Origin of the sequence: Lentimicrobium saccharophilum, from assembly GCF_001192835.1 — a bacterium.
Lineage (GTDB): Bacteria > Bacteroidota > Bacteroidia > Bacteroidales > Lentimicrobiaceae > Lentimicrobium > Lentimicrobium saccharophilum.
The window spans coordinates 410,627-432,044 of record NZ_DF968182.1; the positions used below are offsets into that span (position 1 = coordinate 410,627).

At 48.0% G+C, this 21,418-nt stretch carries 19 protein-coding genes; 9 read left to right on the forward strand and 10 right to left on the reverse strand.

The window, feature by feature from the left end; translation table 11 throughout:
• The first annotated feature begins 198 nt into the window (after window positions 1-198).
• Window positions 199-1,194, forward strand: a complete 996-nt coding sequence (fbp, locus tag TBC1_RS01485) for a class 1 fructose-bisphosphatase (protein WP_062037471.1) — start codon at window positions 199-201, stop codon at window positions 1,192-1,194.
• A gap of 16 nt (window positions 1,195-1,210) precedes the next feature.
• Here the strand turns inward: fbp and TBC1_RS01490 are convergent, their stop codons facing one another.
• Window positions 1,211-1,903 carry a response regulator transcription factor gene (locus TBC1_RS01490; RefSeq protein ID WP_062037474.1) on the reverse strand — a complete coding sequence of 231 codons (693 nt, stop codon included), beginning with the start codon at window positions 1,901-1,903 and terminating at the stop codon, window positions 1,211-1,213.
• Window positions 1,904-1,945: 42 nt separating this feature from the next.
• On the reverse strand, window positions 1,946-3,511 hold the full coding sequence (locus TBC1_RS01495; protein WP_062037477.1) for a sensor histidine kinase: 1,566 nt from the start codon (window positions 3,509-3,511) through the stop codon (window positions 1,946-1,948).
• Between the two features lie 285 nt (window positions 3,512-3,796).
• On the opposite strand from TBC1_RS01495, the gene TBC1_RS01500 reads away from it, so the two are divergent.
• From TBC1_RS01500 to TBC1_RS01510, 3 genes are all read left to right on the forward strand, one after another.
• Window positions 3,797-5,149 (forward strand): glucose-6-phosphate isomerase, encoded by a 1,353-nt coding sequence (locus tag TBC1_RS01500; protein WP_062037480.1) that lies wholly within the window; start codon window positions 3,797-3,799, stop codon window positions 5,147-5,149.
• Between the two features lie 206 nt (window positions 5,150-5,355).
• Window positions 5,356-5,604, forward strand: coding sequence for a hypothetical protein (locus TBC1_RS01505; protein ID WP_201781617.1), 249 nt, complete (start codon window positions 5,356-5,358; stop codon window positions 5,602-5,604).
• Window positions 5,605-5,950: 346 nt separating this feature from the next.
• Window positions 5,951-6,619, forward strand: a complete 669-nt coding sequence (locus tag TBC1_RS01510; protein WP_172668798.1) for an outer membrane beta-barrel protein — start codon at window positions 5,951-5,953, stop codon at window positions 6,617-6,619.
• A 1-nt stretch (window position 6,620) separates the two neighbouring features.
• Here the strand turns inward: TBC1_RS01510 and TBC1_RS01515 are convergent, their stop codons facing one another.
• Genes TBC1_RS01515 through TBC1_RS01530 form a run of 4 tightly spaced genes read right to left on the reverse strand, consistent with a single transcriptional unit; the run spans window position 6,621 to window position 10,928 of the window.
• Window positions 6,621-7,232: a hypothetical protein gene (locus tag TBC1_RS01515; protein ID WP_062037489.1), complete on the reverse strand. Its 612-nt coding sequence runs from the start codon at window positions 7,230-7,232 to the stop codon at window positions 6,621-6,623.
• A gap of 58 nt (window positions 7,233-7,290) precedes the next feature.
• On the reverse strand, window positions 7,291-7,839 hold the full coding sequence (locus TBC1_RS01520) for a GNAT family N-acetyltransferase (protein WP_062037492.1): 549 nt from the start codon (window positions 7,837-7,839) through the stop codon (window positions 7,291-7,293).
• On the reverse strand, window positions 7,832-8,524 hold the full coding sequence (locus TBC1_RS01525) for a DNA alkylation repair protein (protein WP_062037494.1): 693 nt from the start codon (window positions 8,522-8,524) through the stop codon (window positions 7,832-7,834). The genes TBC1_RS01520 and TBC1_RS01525 overlap by 8 nt, the downstream gene beginning before the upstream one ends.
• Window positions 8,525-8,579: 55 nt before the next feature.
• Window positions 8,580-10,928 carry a M1 family aminopeptidase gene (locus tag TBC1_RS01530; RefSeq protein ID WP_137305359.1) on the reverse strand — a complete coding sequence of 783 codons (2,349 nt, stop codon included), beginning with the start codon at window positions 10,926-10,928 and terminating at the stop codon, window positions 8,580-8,582.
• A 326-nt stretch (window positions 10,929-11,254) separates the two neighbouring features.
• Here TBC1_RS01530 and TBC1_RS01535 point away from each other — a divergent pair, with 326 nt between their 5' ends.
• From TBC1_RS01535 to tsaB, 3 genes are all read left to right on the forward strand, one after another.
• Window positions 11,255-12,691 (forward strand): TolC family protein, encoded by a 1,437-nt coding sequence (locus TBC1_RS01535; RefSeq protein WP_062037500.1) that lies wholly within the window; start codon window positions 11,255-11,257, stop codon window positions 12,689-12,691.
• A gap of 321 nt (window positions 12,692-13,012) precedes the next feature.
• Window positions 13,013-14,365: an efflux RND transporter periplasmic adaptor subunit gene (locus TBC1_RS01540; protein WP_062037503.1), complete on the forward strand. Its 1,353-nt coding sequence runs from the start codon at window positions 13,013-13,015 to the stop codon at window positions 14,363-14,365.
• A 15-nt stretch (window positions 14,366-14,380) separates the two neighbouring features.
• Window positions 14,381-15,088, forward strand: a complete 708-nt coding sequence (gene tsaB / locus TBC1_RS01545) for a tRNA (adenosine(37)-N6)-threonylcarbamoyltransferase complex dimerization subunit type 1 TsaB (protein WP_062037506.1) — start codon at window positions 14,381-14,383, stop codon at window positions 15,086-15,088.
• Window positions 15,089-15,239: 151 nt separating this feature from the next.
• Here tsaB and rpmA read toward each other — a convergent pair whose 3' ends face one another.
• From rpmA to TBC1_RS01560, 3 genes are all read right to left on the reverse strand, one after another.
• A complete protein-coding gene (gene rpmA / locus TBC1_RS17375) occupies window positions 15,240-15,506 on the reverse strand; it encodes a 50S ribosomal protein L27 (protein WP_082189441.1) in 267 nt (88 codons plus the stop codon).
• Between the two features lie 46 nt (window positions 15,507-15,552).
• Window positions 15,553-15,864 (reverse strand): 50S ribosomal protein L21, encoded by a 312-nt coding sequence (gene rplU, locus TBC1_RS01555; protein ID WP_062037512.1) that lies wholly within the window; start codon window positions 15,862-15,864, stop codon window positions 15,553-15,555.
• A 79-nt stretch (window positions 15,865-15,943) separates the two neighbouring features.
• A complete protein-coding gene (locus tag TBC1_RS01560) occupies window positions 15,944-16,879 on the reverse strand; it encodes a DMT family transporter (protein WP_062037515.1) in 936 nt (311 codons plus the stop codon).
• 440 nt (window positions 16,880-17,319) lie between these two features.
• Between TBC1_RS01560 and TBC1_RS01565 the strand changes: the two genes are divergently transcribed.
• Complete coding sequence (locus TBC1_RS01565) at window positions 17,320-17,664, forward strand: DUF6984 family protein (protein ID WP_062037518.1); 345 nt, start codon at window positions 17,320-17,322, stop codon at window positions 17,662-17,664.
• A gap of 69 nt (window positions 17,665-17,733) precedes the next feature.
• A complete protein-coding gene (locus TBC1_RS01570) occupies window positions 17,734-19,146 on the forward strand; it encodes an aldehyde dehydrogenase family protein (protein WP_062042640.1) in 1,413 nt (470 codons plus the stop codon).
• A 168-nt stretch (window positions 19,147-19,314) separates the two neighbouring features.
• Here TBC1_RS01570 and TBC1_RS01575 read toward each other — a convergent pair whose 3' ends face one another.
• Entirely contained in the window at window positions 19,315-21,273 is a 1,959-nt protein-coding gene (locus TBC1_RS01575) for a S8 family peptidase (RefSeq protein WP_062037521.1), read from the reverse strand.
• Window positions 21,274-21,418: the final 145 nt, after the last annotated feature.

Genomic DNA, 21,418 nt, shown 5'->3' on the forward strand with positions numbered 1-21,418 from the left:
ACCAAGGTTTGATGACGCAAAAGTACTTAATTTGTGAGGATGAATGAAAAACATATGATGAACGAAGGTTTGCAGGCAGCGAAATTAGTCATGTTTAATCAGCGATTCTTCTTAACTTTCGCCCGGATATGAACCGGCCTGACGATTTACAGACGGATTCCCGGAATTTTTTGGTTTAAGTCACAAACACATCATAAAATGAAGACCCTTATTCAGTTTATTTCCGAAAAGCAGGCTGATTTCCCCTTCGCTACCGGTGAATTTACCCGTTTACTCAACGACATCGGCATAGCCGCCAAGCTGGTGAACCGGGAAGTCAACAAGGCCGGACTGGCCGATATCAACGGATATTTCGGGCAGCAGAATGTACAGGGCGAGGATCAGAAGAAACTGGATGTGTTTGCCAATGATTGCTTTCTTACGGCCATGAGGCACGGAGGAATGGTTTGTGCCGTAGCCTCCGAGGAGAATGATGAGTTGTATACTTACGACAATGCCTTTTCGCAGAAAGGGAAGTACGTTGTGGCCATGGATCCGCTTGATGGTTCGTCCAACATCGAGGTAAATGTGCCCATAGGTACCATCTTTTCCATTTACCGGCGCAAAAGCGAATCGGGGCCCGGAACCGTTGAGGATCTTCTGCAACCCGGCAACCGGCAGATTGCGGCCGGATATATTATTTACGGCTCATCCACCATGTTGGTTTATACCACCGGGCATGGCGTGAATGGCTTTACGCTGGACCCGTCGGTAGGCCTTTTCCTGCTTTCGCATCCCGAAATGACCATCCCTGAAGGAGGGAATATATATTCCATCAACGAGGCAAATTACATTTATTTTCATGAGGGGGTCAAGCAATTCATCAAATTCTGCCAGCAGGATGACCCGGCTACACTCCGGCCTTATACCACACGTTACATCGGTTCACTGGTCTCCGATTTTCACCGGAACCTGATCCGGGGCGGCATATACATTTACCCCGGTACTTTGAAGAATCCCAACGGAAAACTGAGGCTGCTCTATGAATGCAATCCCATAGCCTTCCTGGCTGAGCAGGCGGGAGGCAAAGCCTCAACCGGGTATGAACGTATCCTCGATATACAGCCCGAAAGTCTGCATCAGCGCGTGCCATTTTTTGTCGGAACGCGCCATATGGTAGAAAAAGCGGAAGAATTCATGCGGAAAAATGCCTGAACCCGGGCAGCCGTTGTTAGTCTTTAACAACGAGCTTGAATCCGATTCCGTGAACATTGATCAGTTCAACGTTGTCGTCGCCCTTCAGGTATTTGCGTAATTTGGCAATATAAACATCCATGCTTCTGGCGTTGAAATAGCTGTCGTCCTGCCATATCTTGTTCAGCGCATAACTCCGGTCAAGCACTTCATTGATGTTTTCGCACAAAAGCCTGAGCAGTTCATTTTCCTTCGAGGTAAGCCGGTGTTCCTGCCCGTCGCGGGTAAGTATCTGCCTGTTGTAGTCAAGGGTAAAGGAGCCGATGCCGAAGATTTTGCCCCCCTGGGTGCTGTAACCGGCACGCCTGAGAATGGCTTCGATGCGCAGCAGCAGTTCTTCCATGCTGAAGGGCTTGGTGAGGTAATCGTCAGCCCCGGCCTGAAACCCTTTCAGTTTATCTTCTTCGAGGGATTTTGCCGTAAGGAAAAGGATCGGGATATTACGGTCAACCTGCCTGATTTCACGGGCAAGGGTAAAACCATCCTTTACCGGCATCATCACATCTACAATACAGAAATCAAACTGCTCTTTCGAAAAAAGCTCAAAGGCCTCCTGTCCGTTTACTACCAGTCGGGTGGAATAACCTTTGGCATCCAGGTATGATTTGAGGATATTGCCCAGGTTACGGTCATCCTCAGCCAGCAAAATCCTTGTTTTTTCCTTTTCCATAGCTTTACACTTTAATAACAGATTTCAGGGGATCTTATCCCTTTATTTTTCGCCCGAAGGCAGCCATACCCGGAAGGTTGAGCCTTTTCCGGGTTCACTTTCAACACTCACTTCGCCTTCATGTTTTTCGACAATAAATTTAACATAACTCAGCCCGAGACCAAAACCTTTTACGTTATGCACATCGCCGGTTGGCACACGGTAGAGTTTATCGAATATTTTTTTCTGATTTGCTTTACTGATGCCTGTGCCATTGTCGGTAATGCTGATCAGCAAACCGTTGTTCCTGTTTTCGGTTGCGATGGTAATCAGCGGTTTTTTAGGGGTATATTTATTGGCATTGTCAAGCAGGTTGTTGATCATATTGGTCACATGCACCCTGTCGGCCAGTATTACCGGGTTTTGTGCATTCAGCAAGGGGGTAATGCTTCCGTCGCGGATCTGCACCTGTATGGCGATCTTGCGGACAATGTCGGAGATCACTTCGTGGAGGTCCGTTCTTTCTTTGCGGAGATTGAGCTGTCCTTTTTCAAGGATGGCTGTCTGCAGGATTTTTTCAGCCAGCACGCCCAGCCGTTTGTTTTCCTGACTGATGATGTCGATGTAGGAGTGCAGCAGGTCTTCTGTTTTCGGGACATCGGGGTCGTTCAGCACCTCACAGGCCAGCGATACTGTTGAAATGGGGGTTTTGAACTCATGGGTCATGTTATTGATAAAATCATTCTTCATTTCCGAGAGTTTCTTCTGCCGGAAAATGGCAATGATCACGACGGCAAAAGCGATCACGATCAGCAGCATCAATCCGCCGGAGATCATCAGCATACCGCTCATCTGCAGCACCAGGTAACGGGTTTGTTTGGGGAACTGGATCAGCAGATAGTCTCCGGTAGGGTATCCGTTTCCTGCAAACATCGGGAAGAATAACCCTTCATCCATCAAAGTCTTCCGGAATGATGCGTTTTTCTCAAGTACCATGATATTTCTGCCTTCGCTGAAAACCCCGAACTCGTATTCTGCATTGATCCCTTTTGCTTTAAGCGCCATGTTGATAAGGGTGTCGAGCTGACCCTTGGTAACCCTGCTTTCGATGTTAGGGGTAAAAGGAGAGTTGAACATCTCATCAAACACCTGGTTAAGCAGGAAAGCTTTCTTCCGGTTCAGTTGCCTGGCCCTTTCGCTCAGATCGGAACGGACAATGGGCATGGAATCGGATCCCGGGAAATTTATGCGCGCTGAGTCAGATTTCTTAACCAGTTTCCATTGATTATCCTCAAAAACTTCTCCCCATTCCTGTTGGCGCTGGTAGTTAAACGAGCCGCCGGCCTGTTCATCGTCAGGCATCCTGCCCGTTTCCTGAAAAATAAGATAATCGAGTGAATCAATTGCCCTGAGCAGGTTATTGTATTCTTTGTTTTTCTTCATCTGCCGGCTCATTTCAGCTTTCTCCAGCCGGCTCATCACATCTCCCATGGCTTCGGCCACGCTGCGCTGAAACCCGGCTTCGCGCAGCTTCACCGCACTGCGTATCCAGTAGGTCTGTATACCCGTCAGTATGATAAGTGCTACCCCTACCAGTGCCGTAATCAGTATGATGTGACGTTTATTCATATGGCAAAGGTAAGCGGGCTGAGGGCATAAACCTCAGTGCATTAACAACTTTTAACGTTTGTTGCATTTCGTTAACATTCCGCCCGGAGCTGATATTGTAATTTTGCTTTGTGAAAAATACAACAGTAGTGTTCTGACCCTATTGTGTTTTGTTTTGGTGTGTTTTGTGTGTGTAAATGCTACCAAGTGTGTTGTGTTAAAAAGTGCAGTCTCCCCACAGGTCTGCACTTTTTTAATTTAGTCTGACGTATCTTTGCCAAAACTTTTTCCAAACCTTTTTGAAATATGGTTGATCTGAAGATAAATACCGATAAACTCGAAGGCTTTGTCAGCAAAGCGGCAATCTATTCTTATCAACAACAGCTGGTGTTGCATCAGGAAACACTGTTAAACAAAACCGGGAAAGGCAATGATTTTCTCGGATGGATTACCCTTCCTGACGAAACAAATGAAGCAATGCTTGGCTCCATTATGCAGGATGCCCGTGAAATAGCTGCGATGGCCGACATTTATGTAGTGGTTGGCATCGGCGGATCCTACCTCGGTGCCCGCGCGGTGATCGAAGCGCTTCACCACAACTTTGCCGGACTGCTGACAAAGCAGGAACGGAAAGCGCCTCTGATCGTCTATGCCGGCAACAATATTTCGGAAGACTACCTGGCTGATCTGATGGATGTGCTTGACAGGTATGACTATGCCATGACCGTGATCTCAAAATCGGGTACCACCACCGAACCTGCCATTGCATTCAGGGTTTTGCGCAGGCATCTGGAGCAGAAGTATGGTAAAGATGAGGCATGCCGGAGGATAATTGCAATTACTGATAAATCAAGGGGCGCTTTAAAAAACCTGGCCGACGCCGAAGGGTATAAAACGTATGTTGTCCCGGATGATGTCGGAGGAAGGTATTCGGTGCTTACACCTGTGGGCCTGCTTCCCATTGCCGTAGCCGGTTTCGATATCCGCCGCTTTGTGGAAGGCGCCCGTGCAATGAAGCAACTGGTAACCACCGCCAAAACCATGGACGAAAATCCGGCTTTTCTCTATGCAGCGGCGCGCAACGCGATGTATGCCTCCGGAAAGCCGGTGGAAATTATGGTAAACTATCAGCCGTCGCTGATTTATATTACGGAATGGTGGAAACAGCTTTACGGCGAAAGCGAAGGCAAGCAAAACCGGGGCATTTTCCCGGCGGGCGTTAGTTTTACCACCGATCTTCACTCCATGGGTCAGTATGTTCAGGAAGGTCTCCGGATTATTTTCGAAACGGTACTCAGCATCGAAAAGCCCAAACGCGATTTAACAGTTCCGGCTGAAACCGACGACGCCGACGGGCTAAACTTTGTGGCCGGAAAGCGTCTGCATGAGGTCAACCGCCAGGCGGAACTCGGCACCCTGCTGGCTCACGTCGACGGTCAGGTTCCCAATATCGTCATCAGCCTGCCGCAGATCAATGAGCATACCCTGGGTCAATTGTTGTATTTCTATGAATTCGCCTGCGCCCTTTCGGGATATCTGCTGGATGTAAATCCTTTTGATCAGCCCGGCGTTGAAGCCTACAAGAAAAATATGTTCGCCCTGCTGGGTAAACCCGGATTCGAAAAGCAGACCGAAGAACTCCGAAAGCGTCTGCAATGACCGGACTCCCGGTTGATCAGCCTGCTTGAATTTTAACATAGCGAAAAGGGATTTCCCGTTTTTGCCATGTTCTTTTTTTTTGATCCCTTCAGCTGCAGGGTTTTTTACTGCCAAAGGCTGATGAATACCGGAGAATACTTTCCGGTTTTACTACGAATATCAGTAAAACCGGTGCGCTTGATAAAAAAAACCGGGCGCTTGATAATTTGTCCGCTTCTGAACATTTTTCTGATGCATATTTGCAGGCACTGGATGATGTTTGTTGCTATTCTATGCAGGACTACCTCAAAGAAATATTGAACAGGGTAAGTTTTGATAAGGAACTTTTCCTGAAAGAACTTAAAAAACACAGGCGATGGCTCACCCCGGAAGAATGTGAAATGCTTGACGCCTGGGTATTAGAAAACCATAGTGAAATTATAGGTGACAGGACGAACCATCCGGTTGCCGGTTAAACAAAGATCAGGTTTTATGATGTCATGGCTATGTTTTTAGACCCATCCAATCAAATTAGTTAATTTCAATGAAGGCTGCCCGACAATAAGGCAGCCTTTATTGTTTTCAGGGGTTAATTGTTCCGGCAGCTAACGGCCGAATGGTTTTTCCGTATTAACATGCTTTCTTTTGGCCGGCTAAATAAATGGAAATCAATCTGTATGACCACGTGGTTTATTATTATCGGCAGTGCTGATCACAAAAACGACGGGTTTTCTTTATCTTTGTTGCGCAGGCATGTTTTTTTTATACCCTTCATTGGCAAGCCCGGTATTTTTAAGCCTTTTAAACATAAAATTGTTTCAGATGAAAAAGTTACTTCTGTTTTTAATTTCATTCTTTGCATTAAATGCAGTCCTCCTGGCCCAGAAACCTTCGGAAAGTCTTTTTTCTGATAAGTTTGCAACCGGCATTGACGTTTTTAATGATGTTATCATGGATGCCCCCGAAGGAATCAAGTTCCGCGCAATCAATCCGGGTGTCAATATCTACGGCATGCATACCTTTCCCGTGAAAGAGTCAGATTTTGCTTTTGCCATTGGTCTTGGGCTGGGCATGCACAACCTTTTCAGTGATGCCACCCTTCAGGATACATCCGGTGTTTCGTTCTTTCAGGCAATACCTGATGACCTTGATTATAAAAAAAGCAAGCTGAGCCTTACCTATCTGGATGTACCTGCCGAGATCAGGTTTAAGACGGAAGGCGGATTTAAAGTTGCCTTAGGGATAAAGGTTGGTCTGCTCATCAATGCCCATACAAAATACAAAGGCAACGATCCGGCCGATGGCAGTAAAACGAAGATAAAGGTAAGTCAGCTTCCAAACCTGCAGACATGGAGGTTTGGCCCGAGTTTTCAGATTGGTTACAAGTGGATAAATCTTACTGCTTTCTATTCCCTTTCGAAAATATTTGAAGAAAATGCTGGACCGGAGATTTATCCGGTATCTGTCGGAATTTCCCTGCGACCTTTCTGATTCAGAGCAGGATAAAGATTCCTGACATGATCAATGCACCCGCAACATAGCCTGAATAGACCTGGGCTTCGTTGTGGGTGTTCAGTTTCAGGCGGGCAAACCCGGTAATTCCACCCAATATGATCAGGAGAATAATCAGCAGCGGGGTGTTCAGGTGATGGGTAAACATCAGCCCGGCGAATCCACCCGCCAGGCCTCCGATGCCCATCATATGAATACTGATCTTCCAGAAAAGATTAATGATGGCGGCAACAACAACAAGTATGGACCCCCCCAGCAGAAAAAGCAGGAAAACAGCCGGCAGCCCCATGTTGCTCAGCATGAAATAAGTGGCGAAAAAAGAAATTGCAGCAATCACAAACGGGAAAGTCCTTTCTTTTCTTTCTGGCAATTGCAGGCTGCTGATGATTCCTTTCTGAAGCATCAGCCAGATGATCACTGTTGGCAAAATAAATGTGTTGCCCAGAATCAGTCCGGTAAGTGCCCATTTCAGTTTTTCAGGAAGAATCAGCACATAGTAAGTATTCTGGTTAAAGAGCAGCAGCAGTGCATACGTTGGCATCAGCAGGGGGTGCAGGATATAGGAAATCAGCCTCGCGATTTTTGATTCCATATTGGAAGGGGATTACCGGGGCAAAAATAGTGATTCCTCTCAAGGGTTGGACAAACAATTACCAGGGCAGCAAAAGGTAAGGATCATCTTCCGGATCCGGTTTCTGCTGCATAATGGTATCCTGGTCGTAAATTTCGAAGCCGGCCTTTTGATAAAGTCCGAGGGCTGACGGGTGATCGAGGTTGCAGGTGTGCAGCCACAGGCGATTTATTGGTCTTTCCCATGCCTTGCCTATACACCATTGAAGAAAAGGCATGCCTAGTCCTTTACCCGTAAACTCACAGGTAAGTCCGAAGTAAACCAGTTCTGTTTCCTTTTCTGACGAGAGGTCAAATTCTGCAAAGCCTGCCGGAACTCCCCCATAATACAATACCCAGATGTTGTTTGCCGGATTATCGAGCATTTGCTGAAGCTCATCTGCCGGGCACATGAGGCGGTTGTACCATTGGTACGGACGACCCACTGAAGTATATAAATAGAGATAAAATGAACGCACCGGTTTAACAGCCTGCATTACTATGCACCTTTTCGGAAGGGCTTTTTCCGGTAGATCCGCCGGTGACGAATTCATCTGAAGCCACCAGGTAGTGGCTGCTATTTCATTCATGGGTTTTGTTTTTCAGGATGACTTTCAAGGCTTCGCGCCTGCTGAGCGGCGAAAGGGTGTTGGCTTCCACAAAAGCGATCACGCGTTCGGGCCTGGTTTTCGAGTATTCGCGCAAGGCCCAGCCGATGGCCTTACGGATAAAGAATTCCCGGGACCCGGCCAACTGCCGGATGGCCCTGAAAAGAAGCTGTTCATCGGTTTTGTCGCGGTACTTCAGCTGGAAAAGCAACACGGTGCGCTGTAGCCAGAGGTTTCCTGAATTCAGCCATGATTCCGTGAGCTCCGCAGTCCTCTCTGGATAAAGCGACATCCAGGGGCCAACCAGGTTGCTTGCAATGTAATCCACCGTATCCCACCATGAGCGGTTGACGATCATTTCTTCGAACAGAAGGATACGCTCCGGATTTCTCAGACATTGCTTAGAGGAAATGATTTCCATGATGGCATATTGCAGCTCCCTTTCTTCCATTTCCCAGATCATCCTGACTGTTTCATTGAGTTGTAAGGGAGCCGGCAGGCCGTATTGTTGTTTGAAATCCCTGGTCAGCAGTTTTCGCTCAGGCGAAGGAATCCCGAAAAAACGAAACTGATTGAGCATATATTTTTCCATTGCCGGGGCATGCAACGGATTGGCCTTCTCCTGAAAAAGTGCCTTAAGTGAGTTTGCATAAAGAACAGCATCCATAGTCAGCCTGTTTGTTCTGAATGATTTATTCGCTGAATCCTGCAGACAGGTGTAGTTACCTGGCTATTATCAGTCTTGCGACGTATTTCTTTCCCTGTGCAGAAACAAAATTTACCAGATAACTGCCATTGCTGAATCCTGAAGTGTTCATCCGTATTGATTTATCTCCGGTGGAAACTTCCCTGAAATATATTACCCTTCCGGTGGAATCGTGTATGGTGAGCCTTCCCGCTTCCGGTTTTGCCAGAATAATTTCAGTCATATATGTTGCCGGGTTGGGTGCAATTTTCAAAAAGGAAGTATTACCCGGCTCTTGTGATCCGGCATTTACAAACAGTTCATCCCAAACGGCCAGGGTGTATTCCCCGGGGAGGAGGTTGGGCACATAGATTATGCCCAGTTGCCAGGGCCCCTGCCGGGTAAACGGAACGGATTGCCATTCCTGGCCTGCGCCCGGCCGGAAAAGAATTACCAGGGAATCGGCCGATGAAGTAATAAGATTATTGTCCAATGCGTTGCCCCGGTTGTAGGTGAAGCGTCCTGTTGCCTGAAATCCTTCAGGGAATATGCCTTCTACACTCCAGTAGCGGTAATCGCTCAGGGTCAGCCCGGGCCGGGGCTCCAGCATGCCGTCGGGGGCTACCCAGTGGTGGGTAACCCTGACAAAGGCAGAATCGCCCGGATTGATGACATCCATTTTGAAATAGGTGTCAGGAAAATCGAAAAGGCCCGTGGCCCGGATGGTTTGGTAGTTATCGGTGGTGGCATCGCCGTTTCGTTCGTAAAGGTCGGCCATTACAAGAGCAGGTTCAAACGGAAGCTGAAACACTGAAGATCCCTGCCATCCCGAAAAGGTGATGGTGCGCGTTTCCACGATGCGGTCACTGCTCATAAATGCAAGTTCGCTGCGACAGTTTTCGGCCGGCAGTTCAGCGCCCTTAAGTTTCTGCCGCACAAAAACCTCCACATCAACATGGCTGCCTGCCGGTGTTACATGAAATGAATCCACGGAAACGTGGTTGTATCCCGGGCCGAAAACATGAAAATCGAAAAACCCGGTCAGATCAGTGCCGGTATACTGGCTGAGGAAATCGCGCAGGTCATATGAGCTGGCCGGCTGATAGGCAAATTCATCCAGATAAGCCCTGATCCCGTTAAAGAAAAGGCTGTCGCCCAGGTAGCCCCTGAGGGCATGGGTCACCATACCGCCCTTGTCATAAACATGGGTTCCGTAAGTCAGGTTGGAAGGCATGGGGGAGAGGGGCAGGTAACCCCCTTCGCTGATGTGGGCATAGCGGAGCACTTCGCGAGCGAGGCTGCGCATGTTGTTGCGTGCTGTGGCTTCACCGTAAAGGTGTTCCCGGTAAAGTGTTTCGCACCAGCGGGCCCAGCCTTCGTTCAGCCACATATCGGCATCAGAAGCACAGGTAACTTTATTGCCAAACCACATGTGCGACAACTCATGGGCATAGAGCCATTCATCGGACAGGCCGCCGTTGATACTGCCATTCGGATAGGCAATGTTTTCGGCATGCTCCATGGCCCCCAGGGCTGTTCCGGTGAAACCGATCCGTTGAAAAGGATATGGCCCGAAACAGGTTTCATAATTCTGAGCAATCTCTTTTAAGTTCTGAAAGCTTCCGTTGACCCGTGCTGTATCCTGAGGCCGCACAAACCAGGTAATGGGAATATCCTGTTCCGTTCCCGGGAATGTATCCGTAAGCATCACATAAGGCCCCACCGCCACAGAAGCCAGGTAGGTGGGCAGGCTGCGGTCCGACTTCCAGAAAAACTCTTTGGTGCCGTCGCACATGGTAGACACCGACCGGAGGAGGCCCCCGCAAACGGCAAGCTTGTCGTTTTCCACCCTGATCCGGTATTCGTAAAATGCCCGGTCGGTAAAGTTGTCATTACAGGGGAACCAGGCTTTCCCAAGGTTATGCGGAATGGATTCAAAACCAACGCCCAGGTTAAACGCGTATGAACCGGAAAAATGAAAGCCCCCCCATAATTCGTGGAAAGGAACACCCTGATAATAAATCCTTACCAGGTTGGTGTCGCCGGCTGATAAGGGCTGATAAAGCTGTATGCGTAAGTTGTCTCCAATATGGGAAAAGTTCAGATGCTCATCATTTTCCGTCTTTACCGAGTCAACCTGCAACTGCTTTAAAGCCAGCGGCAGATGGCTGATGCTGCTCAGCGGGGTGGTAAATCTGACTTCGGTCATTCCCTGAATTTGCTGTGATGAAAGGTTGACAATTGATAAATTAATCGCATAACTTACTACATCAACCGTGTCATCTATTGCGGATGAATTCATGTTTTGCGCCTTTGCATGTAACCCGGTGCACAGGTTAAGCGTCAAAGCAGCCAGAAGAAAGAATTGCAGGAATTTCCTCATCATATTTATAAAGTTTGTGTCGGCCGGATGAAAATGAAAACCGCCGGTTTGCAAATTTTTGTAAATTTAACTCAATGTAAACAACCTATCGCATAAATTTGACCAAAGTTTACATTATGATGTTTGTTCACCATAATTGCCCGGTTTATGTGTTCATTATTGAACCTGATACTGAGCGAAACCGAACAGCAATTGAAAAGAATGAATTTTCAAGTTACTATAAATCAGGGTGATATTTTCATGGCACGATCTTTAATTATTGTGTGGTGAAATTATTGCCAGGCTTTTTTATTAAACTCCGCATATTACGGATAGCTAATTGTTTTAAAATGATAAGAAAAACCATTTTATTTCTCCTGATTACCGGAATGATTTCCGGTGGGGTGACCGCACAGCAGGTATGGACCCTGGAGCAATGCATTGATCATGCCCTGACCAACAACCTGCAGGTGAAGCAGTCGATGTTACTGGTTGAAAGTGCCAAAGCCGATGTTTTGCAGTCGAAACTCGACCTGCTGCCAGGGATTACCGGAAATGCCTCGCATGCATACAATTATGGTCAGACCATTGACCGTTATACCAATCAGTTTGCAACCAGCAGGGTGCAGTCAAACAACTTTTATCTTCAGAGCGGAGTGACCCTGTTCAACGGTTTCCAGAAAATGAACCTGATCAGGCAGAATCAGCTTAACCTGCTGGCCAGTGAGAAAGATGCAGAGAAGTTTATGAACGACATCTCCATCAATATAGCCACATTCTACCTGCAGGTATTGTTTTACAAGGAACTTGTGCAGATCCGTTCAAACCAGCTGGATATAACCCGTCAGCAGGTGGTACGCATGCAGAAACTGGTAGATGCGGGTACCATGGCTGCAGGGGATTTGTTTGTTGTAGAGGCACAGCTTGCCGGGGAAGAGTCAAGCCTGGTGAGTGCCGAGAACAGCCTGGAAGTTTCCCTGCTTACGCTGGCCCAGTTACTCGACCTGCCCTCGACCGATGGCTTTGATATTGAAATCCCTGTTCTTTCCATTGAAGGGGATCCGGGACTCGCCGGTAGCCCTGATCAGATTTTTAACCATGCAGTTACCGGAATGCCTGAAATCAGGGCGGCAGAATACCGTTTGCAAAGTTCTGAAAAACAACTGTTGCGTGCCCGCGGGACTTTCTATCCTTCACTGGCACTCAGCGGAAGCTGGGGAACCGGATATTCAGGTGCAAGGCAGGAAGTGGATCAGGTGATTCCTGCAGATCCTGCACTGATTGGTTTTGCCCGGAATACCGAAGGTGAAAACCTGGATGTTTATGCATTTAATTCAGATTTTACCTATAAAACCACCTCGTGGGGCGATCAGATCAGGGACAACAACAACCAGACAATCGGCCTGTATCTGACACTGCCCATTTTTAACGGCTGGCAAACCCGCACTATGGTGAGCAAGTCGAAAATTGCGCTCGAAAACTCACGCCTCGACCTGGAGCTTCAGCGTATGGCCCTGCGGAAGACCATTCAACAGGCCTGGGCTGATGCCAGGGCTTCGCTGAAAAACTATCATGCATCCGAGAAGAAGCTGCATGCCACGCAGGAGTCCTTCCGTTATGCCGAGCAGAAGTTCAACGTCGGGGTGATGAACTCCGTGGATTACAATAATGCCAAGAAAGATATGACCAATGCCGAATCGGAGGTGCTGCAAAGCAAGTTTGACTTTATCTTTAAAACAACGGTGCTTGATTTTTATATGGGCAAACCTCTGACGCTGAAAAAGTAAACATTATTCCTGCTTACTGGTATTTTCCGTCCGGAGTTCTCCGGGCGGTTTTTATTTTAAGGGTAGGAATGGTGTTGAAGTAGGGTGGAATGATATGCTTAACATGATATTTTCAAAGAAGGAAGCCTGCATTTGAATAGGTATTTGCCGGCAGCTGTCAGGGCGAAGGAGATATCAGGCTATCGCGAGGAGCGGGATCTGAAAGGCCGGATTTATTAAGGGCAAAAAGATCTGTGCCGGTTAATATGTGTCAAATGTTTGTATAATTTCGAATATGAAAGGTAAAGTGCTTAATTTTATGCAATCAAAATCAGCCGGACGATGAATAAGAAAAGAATGATCAGGATTGGAGTTGTATTAACTGCAATTATTGTTGTGTTTCTGGCTTTAGCCCGGAAACAGGGTTGGTTGGGCGAAAAGGACCTTATTCAGGTTACGGCTGAGAAGGCCGCTTTGCGCTCAATTACCGAAACCGTTTCGGCCAATGGTAAAATTCAGCCAGAGGTGGAGGTGAAAATCTCACCGGATGTCAGCGGCGAGGTGGTTGAGTTATTTGTAAAGGAAGGAGACCAGGTTGAGGCCGGTACACTGCTGGCACGCATCGATCCAAAAATTTACGCTTCGAATTACGACCGCATGCTGGCCGGGCTGAACACCCAGAAAGCCAACCTGGCGAATACCCGGGCCCGGGTTGCACAGGTACAGGCCCAGTTTATTAATGCCAAAGCCAGTTACGAGCGCAGCGAACGCTTGTTTAAAGAGAAGGCGATCTCCGCTTCGGAATACGATGCGGCCAAATCAGCGTTCGAAGTTGCCAAAGCCGAAGTTACTGCTGCTGAAGAAAGTGTGAAAGCTGCCGAGTATTCGGTGAAGAGCGCCGAGGCTTCGGTAAAGGAAGCGGGCGAGAACCTCTATAAGACATCCATTTATGCACCGGTATCGGGTACCGTTTCCAAACTGAATGTTGAGAAAGGAGAGCGCGTTGCAGGGGCTTCGCAGTTCTCTGCCGGAACGGAAATTCTCCGGATCGCCAACCTGTCGGTAATGGAAGTGATAGTCAGCGTGAATGAGAATGATATTGTCCGTGTTGCCATTAATGATACGGCCCTCGTCGAGGTGGATTCCTACCTGAACCGTAAGTTCAAAGGCATCATCACGCAGATTGCCACCTCGGCCAATGTCACCGGCCTGAGCGCAGACCAGGTTACCAACTTTGATGTGAAAATACGCATGCTCCCTGAATCTTACAGTGACCTGAAAGTCAAAGGCCAGCCCACAGCTTCTCCTTTCAGGCCGGGGATGTCGGCAACGGTTGATATCCAGACCGAGTCGGCTTACAACGTGCTTACCGTGCCGATTCAGGCCGTCACCGCCCGTCAGGATACCCTGAAAAATGAAAACAGGGAGCGGCCGGACAGGAATGTGGAGGAGGTTACGGAAAACAAGCCTGAAGAACCTGTGCAGGAGTACGTTTTTGTTATAAAGGAAGGTGTGGCTAAATTGCAAAAAGTAAAAACAGGCATTCAGGATAACGTTTACATATGGATAACTGAAGGGCTTACCGAAGCGGATGAAGTCATTACCGGGCCTTACCGCGCTGTATCAAAAACCCTGAAGGATGGTGATAAGGTGAAGGTAGTTGATAAAGCCGCGTTGTTTGAAAAGAAGAAATAATCGTTTTGGACCTTTATGGCACTTATATTAAGCATTGAAACGGCGACCCCCGTCTGCAGCCTGGCATTGTCTGACGGCCCGGATGTGCTGGGCATCAGGGAAACCGCTGAAAAGAACTCGCATTCGCAGGTGGTTACGGTTTTCATCGATGAGTTGCTGAGAGAATGCGGATTACGGCCCGGTGACCTGGATGCCGTTGCGGTAAGCAGAGGTCCCGGATCATACACCGGACTCCGCATCGGGGTTTCAACCGCCAAAGGCTTGTGCTATGCCCTGGATAAACCGCTGATTGCCGTGGATACACTGGAAGCCATGGCCTATGGCATGGCCCGAATGGCTGATGAAAACACTGCATTGCCTTTGTTGTTTGCACCAATGATCGACGCCAGGCGGATGGAAGTGTACACGGCCCTTTTCGATGCACAAGGGAAAAAAGTCAGGGAGATACAGGCCGAAATCATTGAAGCCGGAAGTTTTGCCGCTTTCCGCGAACAGCATGTCATCTGTCTTGCCGGTGATGGCGCCGGAAAGTGCCGGCAGGTGCTTCTGCACCCGAATGTGCATTACCTTGAGCAATTCAGTGTTTCGGCGCGGTACGTGGCTCCGCTGGCATATGAGAAGTTCAGGAAGGGTTTGTTTGAAGATACCGCCTATTTTGAACCCTACTACCTGAAAGATTTTGTGGCCGGTGTGCCTAAGGTGAAAGGATTGAGGGAGGAGTAGATATTACAATGATGATTCTATCGACGTAGTCACAGACTATGCCGGACATTTGAATGATATAATCACAGATAAGTCTTCCGGTGACAAAACAAAAACTCCTGCCTTTCGGACAGGAGTTGTTTTTTCCGGTATGTTAAATCTGGTTTACAGATTATTCTGCATCCTTGATGGGGAGAACGGAAACGTAGGATTTGTCGTTTTTCCTGCGGCGGAATTCAACGACACCATCTACGAGGGCAAACAGGGTGTGGTCCTTGCCCATGCCTACATTCAGGCCGGGATTGTGAACCGTGCCACGCTGGCGGATAATGATGTTACCGGCCTGTGCAGCCTGTCCACCATAAATCTTAACGCCGAGGCGTTTGCTGTGTGATTCCCTACCGTTCTGCGAACTACCGGCACCTTTTTTATGAGCCATATCTTTTCGTTTTTAGCGGTTATACAATGGTTTTGATACAGCCTTCTCAGGCGGTGATGGCATCGATCTGCAGCCTGGTAAGGTACTGCCTGTGACCGTTTGACTTCTGATAACCTTTTCTCCTCTTCTTTTTGAAGACGATTACCTTGTCGCCACGTAAATGCGAAAGGATTTTAGCCGTAACGACAGCGCCGGTAACCGTCGGCTGTCCGATGGTAACAGCTCCGTCGTTGTCGACCAACATTACGTTGTTCAGTTCAACGGTCGAGCCTTCTTCACCCTCAAGACGATGCACGAAGATCACCTGGTCTTTTACCACTTTGTGTTGCTGGCCGGCGATTTCTACGATTGCGTACATTGTGAATTGTTTAATAGGTTAAGGTTCCCCTGATTATCGGGGGTGCAAAAATAGGAATAATTTTCTAATTCCAAACGATTTAATCCGAAAATTTTACAACTCCTGCAATAAACCGTACAATCCGGTTATTGGTCAGGCTGCTGGTATTTACCAGCAGCACTCCCGAGATCACAAGCATTACCCATAATAGGAACCCCGGACGGAATTTTTCACCGTCAGCTATGCCCCAAATCAGCGCAATGACGGGAATAAAATAGGTGACCGACGAGGCAAACACCGCGCTGCTCATCTGAATCAGCCTGTTGAACAGCATCAGGGCCAGACCGGTCCCGGCAATGGCCAGTATGGCAATATAACCGAGTCCTTTCCAGGATTCAGGGTTACTTTCAATTCCTGAAGCAAAAGGGGTGAATCCGAACAGATAGATTGCCGCCATGGGGCCGACGGTAAAAAAAGATAAAGCCGTGATGGCTACAGGATCAACTCCCTGAAGATAAGCCTTCACTATATTTACATTGACTGCATAACAGATGGCGGCAATGATAATCAGGATGGCAAAACCCATATTGACAGTGAAATTGCCTGAGCCGCTAACACTTACCAGCCCGATGGCCCCTGCCAGTCCGATGATTACCCCTGTCACGTTGAACCATTTAGGCCTGTTTTTAAAGAAAACAATGCTTACAATTAAAGTGAAAAGCGGTGTAAGCGAGTTGAGGATACCTGCCAGCGAACTGTCAATCCCCCGCTGGGCTGCAGCGAACAGAAAAGCAGGAATCAGGCTGCCGACCATTCCTACTGCAATTAGAACCTTCCATTGGTCCAGCGGGATGCCTCTGAGCTTTTTTGCTGCAAATGGCAGCAGGAACAGCCATGTGATAACCACCCTCAGTGCACCGACTTCACCAGGGCTGAAACTTTCGAGTCCACGCTTGATCAGAATAAAGGAACTTCCCCAGACAAGGGCAAGTATTATTAGTATTAACCAGGGAAGCCAGGGCTTTCTTTCGGGCATAAATATTAGTCAATGATTGCAGGTTGTATTGAATCTTTTCTTCAGGATGCAGTATTAACTGTGTTGAGAGCAGAAAGTTGCAAAATTAGCTGTTTGTGATGAAGTAATTGTTCATCCGTCGCAAATTAGATCTGTGAATTTATAAGTTTGTAGTATCCATTAAATCAGGAGAATATATGTTAAAATAACAGGCAGTTCATTAGCCCGGGGAAATGAACATGATAAAATCCGGGGTTTCATGAACCAATTTCCTTTCTGGCATGATAGTTTAAAGATTTCCTGCTCACAGGGGTTGAATGTTTTTGCAGGCATATTGCAGGCAGAAAGAAGAACAAACCAAAGTTTGTTAAATTTGCTTTCCGGCCGCTTACATTGCCGGGGCTTGTTAAGGTGTGGGTTATCTGATTTTGGCGGGAAGAGTTCAATACAAAACGGGGAATATGTATAAAACCAGGAAAATAAGGGAGGAAGAGAAGGCTTTCATCCTCTTTCTGCTCGCTGAGTGCGGTGTTAATGAACAAACCTATCCCGTTGCCGGAGAAGTTTATGAGTATGAAGGCGGGATTATGGGCAGCATTAACTTGGCCGGCAGCGATCCTGATCAGTATGCCGGCGACCTTATACAGGTGGAATATACCGATTCGGATCAGGTTGAAGTAATTATCACCCTTACCCGTGATAAAAACAACCGTTTACTGGATCTTGACTTCTGGAAAGCAAACTTTTCAAAACTGATCCGTTATCCTACGCCCGGACAGGTGACCATTCTGAGGAAATTTCAGTAAAGCGGAAGCATTTTTTCCTGTCATTTGTCCGGTGACCTTGAATCTAACTTAAAGAATCAATACCTGATTATGGAAATATTTTCAGCAGGCCGGTTTATTAAGACCGGCAAAGAGCTCAGGGTAATGAATCCTTATAACGGCAGCCTGGTAAACACTACATACCTTGCCGGTGAAAAGGAGCTTGAAGATGCAATTACGGCTGCCCGGTCAGCACTGCTGCCCATGCGTGAACTGCCTTCATGGAAACGTTATGAAGTGCTGATGCACATCCGCAACCGGCTGACTGAGCAACGTGAAAAATTTGCACGCATGATCTGCGCTGAATCCGGCAAACCCCTGCGTTATGCCCTGGGCGAAACGGATCGTTCCATACAGACTTTTACCGTCGCCGCCGAAGAGGCAAAGCGGTTGCCGGGCGAATATCTCAGTCTGGACTGGACAAAACCGGGAGAATGTAAAGAGGGCATTGTCAGGTATTTTCCGGTTGGGATTATCGCTGGTATTGCGCCTTTCAATTTCCCCTTAAACCTGGCCGTGCATAAGCTGGCGCCTGCCATTGCCGCGGGTTGTCCGATCATACTTAAGCCATCTTCAACCACGCCGCTCAGCACCCTGATGCTGGCGGAGATCATTCATGAAACCGGCCTTCCTGAAGGCGCCGTTTCCATTCTTCCGATGGACCGCAGCACAGGAAACAGGCTGGTCACAGATCCGCGGATTGCATTGCTGTCATTTACCGGTTCACCCGAAGTGGGCTGGAAGATGAAAGCAGAAGCAGGAAAGAAAAAAGTGGTACTTGAATTGGGCGGCAATGCCGGTGTGATTGTCGGTAAAAGTGCCGATCTGTCGCTGGCCCTGAATAAATGCCTGAGCGGTGCGTTTTCATACTCAGGACAGGTTTGTATCCACACGCAGCGCATTTTTGTACAAAAGGAACTGGTTTACGAATTCAGTTATCGTTTTGCCACAATGGTAAATCAGATCAGGTCGGGCGATCCTGCCCTGCCGGAGACCGAGTTCAGCAGTATGATTGACGAGGGCAATGCCATACGGGTGGAACAGTGGGTAAACGAAGCGCTGACCGGGGGCGCCCGCCTTGTCTGCGGAGGCCGGAGGCAGGGAAACTGGTTTGCCCCCACAGTTTTAACCGGCACGCATGATGATATGCGGGTATGCAGCCAGGAAGTGTTCGGCCCGGTGGTTACCCTTGAACCTTTCGATAGCTTTTCCGAAGCTGCAGCGCGCATCAACAATACCCGCTTCGGCCTGCAGGCCGGCGTTTTCACCAACGATCTCAGCGAAATGGATGAAGCCTTTGCAAACCTTGAAGTCGGCGGAGTCATCATCAACGACGTGCCGACTTTCCGCGTTGATCACATGCCTTACGGCGGAATTAAGGATTCAGGGCTGGGCCGTGAAGGGGTGAAATATGCAATGATGGATATGCTGGAGCCAAGAATATTGGTGAAGGGGAGGAGATAAGTATCAGATACGCGGAATCATACCTTCAGTAATTTAAAAGACAAATATGAAATGGACTGAACAGTACCTTCCATATCCGTAAAGTATTCTGAATAAATTTCTTCCTGTCCTGAAAAATCACCGGCGCATTGGCAGAGGAATCCACAACAGGCCAATGGCCATAAACTACTATTTTATCACCACTTTGATTACTTCAGCTTTTTCGCTGGTTGTTAGTTTAAGCATATAAACGCCGGGTGAAAGCAAAGGGTTCCAGGTAAATGTATGAACGCCCGGATTCATGTTTGCACCCAGAAGGGTTTCCTTTTTCCTGCCGTTCAGGTCGAAAACATCAATGGATGTATATGATGCAGATCCCAGGGTGAAAGATAGCCTTGTTTCATTGTCAACCGGGTTTGGCGAAACCGAGAGAAGTGATTTGTCAGACTTCAGGCGGCCGGTATTTACCCCGGTCCTGACCTTTGCTTCAACGGGAATGACCAGTTCATTCAGAAAATAGTCCCTGATAATGATTGATGAAAAATAATTGTCATCAGCCATACCGTTAGGATTTATTGTTATTGTGATGGTTTCGGGCTGGCTTCCGTGAAGTATTCCTTCAGTGGTATTAACTGAGAGCCAGGGAGTATTTTCCGGGGTTGAGACCGTAAAGGAATTTGTTTCACTTCCTGTTGCAGTGAGCTGTATATCAAGATTTGTAATGGTTTCCGGAGCGGTTAACAGTGAGATCATTGCCGGGTCGGTGGATATAGCAGGTGGATTTTGAACCATCTGCAGTGCATTAAGCAGGTTAAGCCGCCCTCCGCTCACAGTGCTGCCCACAAGAGAGGGTATGGTATCAACTGAAGCAATCAGGTATCTTTTGAATTTTGAGGAAATCAGTACAGGGTCATTTTTGTATTGCAGCAGGGTGGCCTCACCGGCAGCAGCATACATCAGTGCGATGGCTCCGGAAACATGGGGTGACGACATGGATGTGCCTGATTTGTAACCATACTGATCTCCCGTCCGGGTTGAGTATATGTTGGTGCCCGGGGCTGCCAGGTCGATGCTGTTGGCCCCCCATGCGGCCTGTGAGTTCAGGACATCGGTATTGGTGCTGTTGGTCACTGCTACAATGGACTCGTTGGTCATGGCTGTTGGAATATCGCCGTTGATGTCAACATCCCAGCCGCGGTTGGCGGTAGAGGCCACATTCAGAATGCCGGCAGAACCCAGGGAGTCATAAATCGCCCCCCAGAGCGGATAATTGGTCGGATTGCCGCCATCGATGCCAAAGGAGGAATTGGTGACTACCACAAAAGCACCTGCAGCGCCGTTTGTTTCATCATATATCTTCCGCATGGTGAATATGTAATCATAGGATGCAACGGCAACCGCTTCATTTGATCCGGAACCTGAAACGGGCATCAGATAGGTATTGAATGCCACCCCGGTTACCCCGAGACTGTTGTTCCCTTTTGCGGCCGATATTCCGGCAACATGTGTTCCATGGTCGCTTTGCGACACGTTGCCATTGCTGCCATAGGCATTCCAGCCGTTATAATCGTCAATATAACCATTCCCGTCATCATCAATGCCATTGTAAGGGATTTCAAGCCTGTTTTTCCACAAATGCAGATCACTGTGGCCAAGATCAACACCGCCATCAACCATAGCGATAACAATGGTATCCCCTTCAACAGTCAACCCACTGGTGGTAATATCCCAGGCATAGCTGGCCCTGATATCGGCCCCGGGGGTTCCGCTCATCTGACCGGTATTTTTCAATGCCCACAGGGCCGAAAATGATGGATCGTTGGGAATCAGTTCACGTTCGGTAAGTTTATGGTTGAATTGCGCAAGGTTTACCGACGGATGCCGGCGGATATCGTCAAGCAGCTTACTGGCATCAACAACTGTCTCGTTAAAACCAAGCAGCCAGATATTCATTCTGCGTGAAACCTGTTTCTCGATGGTTAATCCGGCCGGGCTGAAAGTGTTCATTAATCCGGAGAGCAGTTGCTGATCGCTCCCCTGCTTCAGCTGTATCAGGAGTTGTCCGGGTTCGCGTTCTGCTTCAGCGGTCTGAGCATTAATGTGGTATGCAATGGTTGCAAAAATCAAAATGGAATAGAGAAATTTCATGGGCGGTTAATCTGCTGGATTTATTCATTAACAAGTTACCGTCTGCAATGTTTTAAGTTCTGTGGGCTGGCTTCAGACGCAGGCTGATACCTGGATGATCCGTTGATTTTCTGTCGTGCGCTTTCATTGCTTTAATGATCAGACT

Bases quoted from the DNA above. Each gene is read 5' to 3' on its own strand.
- fbp (WP_062037471.1), top strand. From the start codon at position 199: ATGAAGACCCTTATTCAGTTTATTTCCGAAAAGCAGGCTGATTTCCCC.
- TBC1_RS01490 (WP_062037474.1), bottom strand. From the start codon at position 1,903: ATGGAAAAGGAAAAAACAAGGATTTTGCTGGCTGAGGATGACCGTAAC.
- TBC1_RS01495 (WP_062037477.1), bottom strand. From the start codon at position 3,511: ATGAATAAACGTCACATCATACTGATTACGGCACTGGTAGGGGTAGCA.
- TBC1_RS01500 (WP_062037480.1), top strand. From the start codon at position 3,797: ATGGTTGATCTGAAGATAAATACCGATAAACTCGAAGGCTTTGTCAGC.
- TBC1_RS01510 (WP_172668798.1), top strand. From the start codon at position 5,951: ATGAAAAAGTTACTTCTGTTTTTAATTTCATTCTTTGCATTAAATGCA.
- TBC1_RS01515 (WP_062037489.1), bottom strand. From the start codon at position 7,232: ATGGAATCAAAAATCGCGAGGCTGATTTCCTATATCCTGCACCCCCTG.
- TBC1_RS01520 (WP_062037492.1), bottom strand. From the start codon at position 7,839: ATGAATGAAATAGCAGCCACTACCTGGTGGCTTCAGATGAATTCGTCA.
- TBC1_RS01525 (WP_062037494.1), bottom strand. From the start codon at position 8,524: ATGGATGCTGTTCTTTATGCAAACTCACTTAAGGCACTTTTTCAGGAG.
- TBC1_RS01530 (WP_137305359.1), bottom strand. From the start codon at position 10,928: ATGATGAGGAAATTCCTGCAATTCTTTCTTCTGGCTGCTTTGACGCTT.
- TBC1_RS01535 (WP_062037500.1), top strand. From the start codon at position 11,255: ATGATAAGAAAAACCATTTTATTTCTCCTGATTACCGGAATGATTTCC.
- TBC1_RS01540 (WP_062037503.1), top strand. From the start codon at position 13,013: ATGAATAAGAAAAGAATGATCAGGATTGGAGTTGTATTAACTGCAATT.
- tsaB (WP_062037506.1), top strand. From the start codon at position 14,381: ATGGCACTTATATTAAGCATTGAAACGGCGACCCCCGTCTGCAGCCTG.
- rpmA (WP_082189441.1), bottom strand. From the start codon at position 15,506: ATGGCTCATAAAAAAGGTGCCGGTAGTTCGCAGAACGGTAGGGAATCA.
- rplU (WP_062037512.1), bottom strand. From the start codon at position 15,864: ATGTACGCAATCGTAGAAATCGCCGGCCAGCAACACAAAGTGGTAAAA.
- TBC1_RS01560 (WP_062037515.1), bottom strand. From the start codon at position 16,879: ATGCCCGAAAGAAAGCCCTGGCTTCCCTGGTTAATACTAATAATACTT.
- TBC1_RS01565 (WP_062037518.1), top strand. From the start codon at position 17,320: ATGTATAAAACCAGGAAAATAAGGGAGGAAGAGAAGGCTTTCATCCTC.
- TBC1_RS01570 (WP_062042640.1), top strand. From the start codon at position 17,734: ATGGAAATATTTTCAGCAGGCCGGTTTATTAAGACCGGCAAAGAGCTC.
- TBC1_RS01575 (WP_062037521.1), bottom strand. From the start codon at position 21,273: ATGAAATTTCTCTATTCCATTTTGATTTTTGCAACCATTGCATACCAC.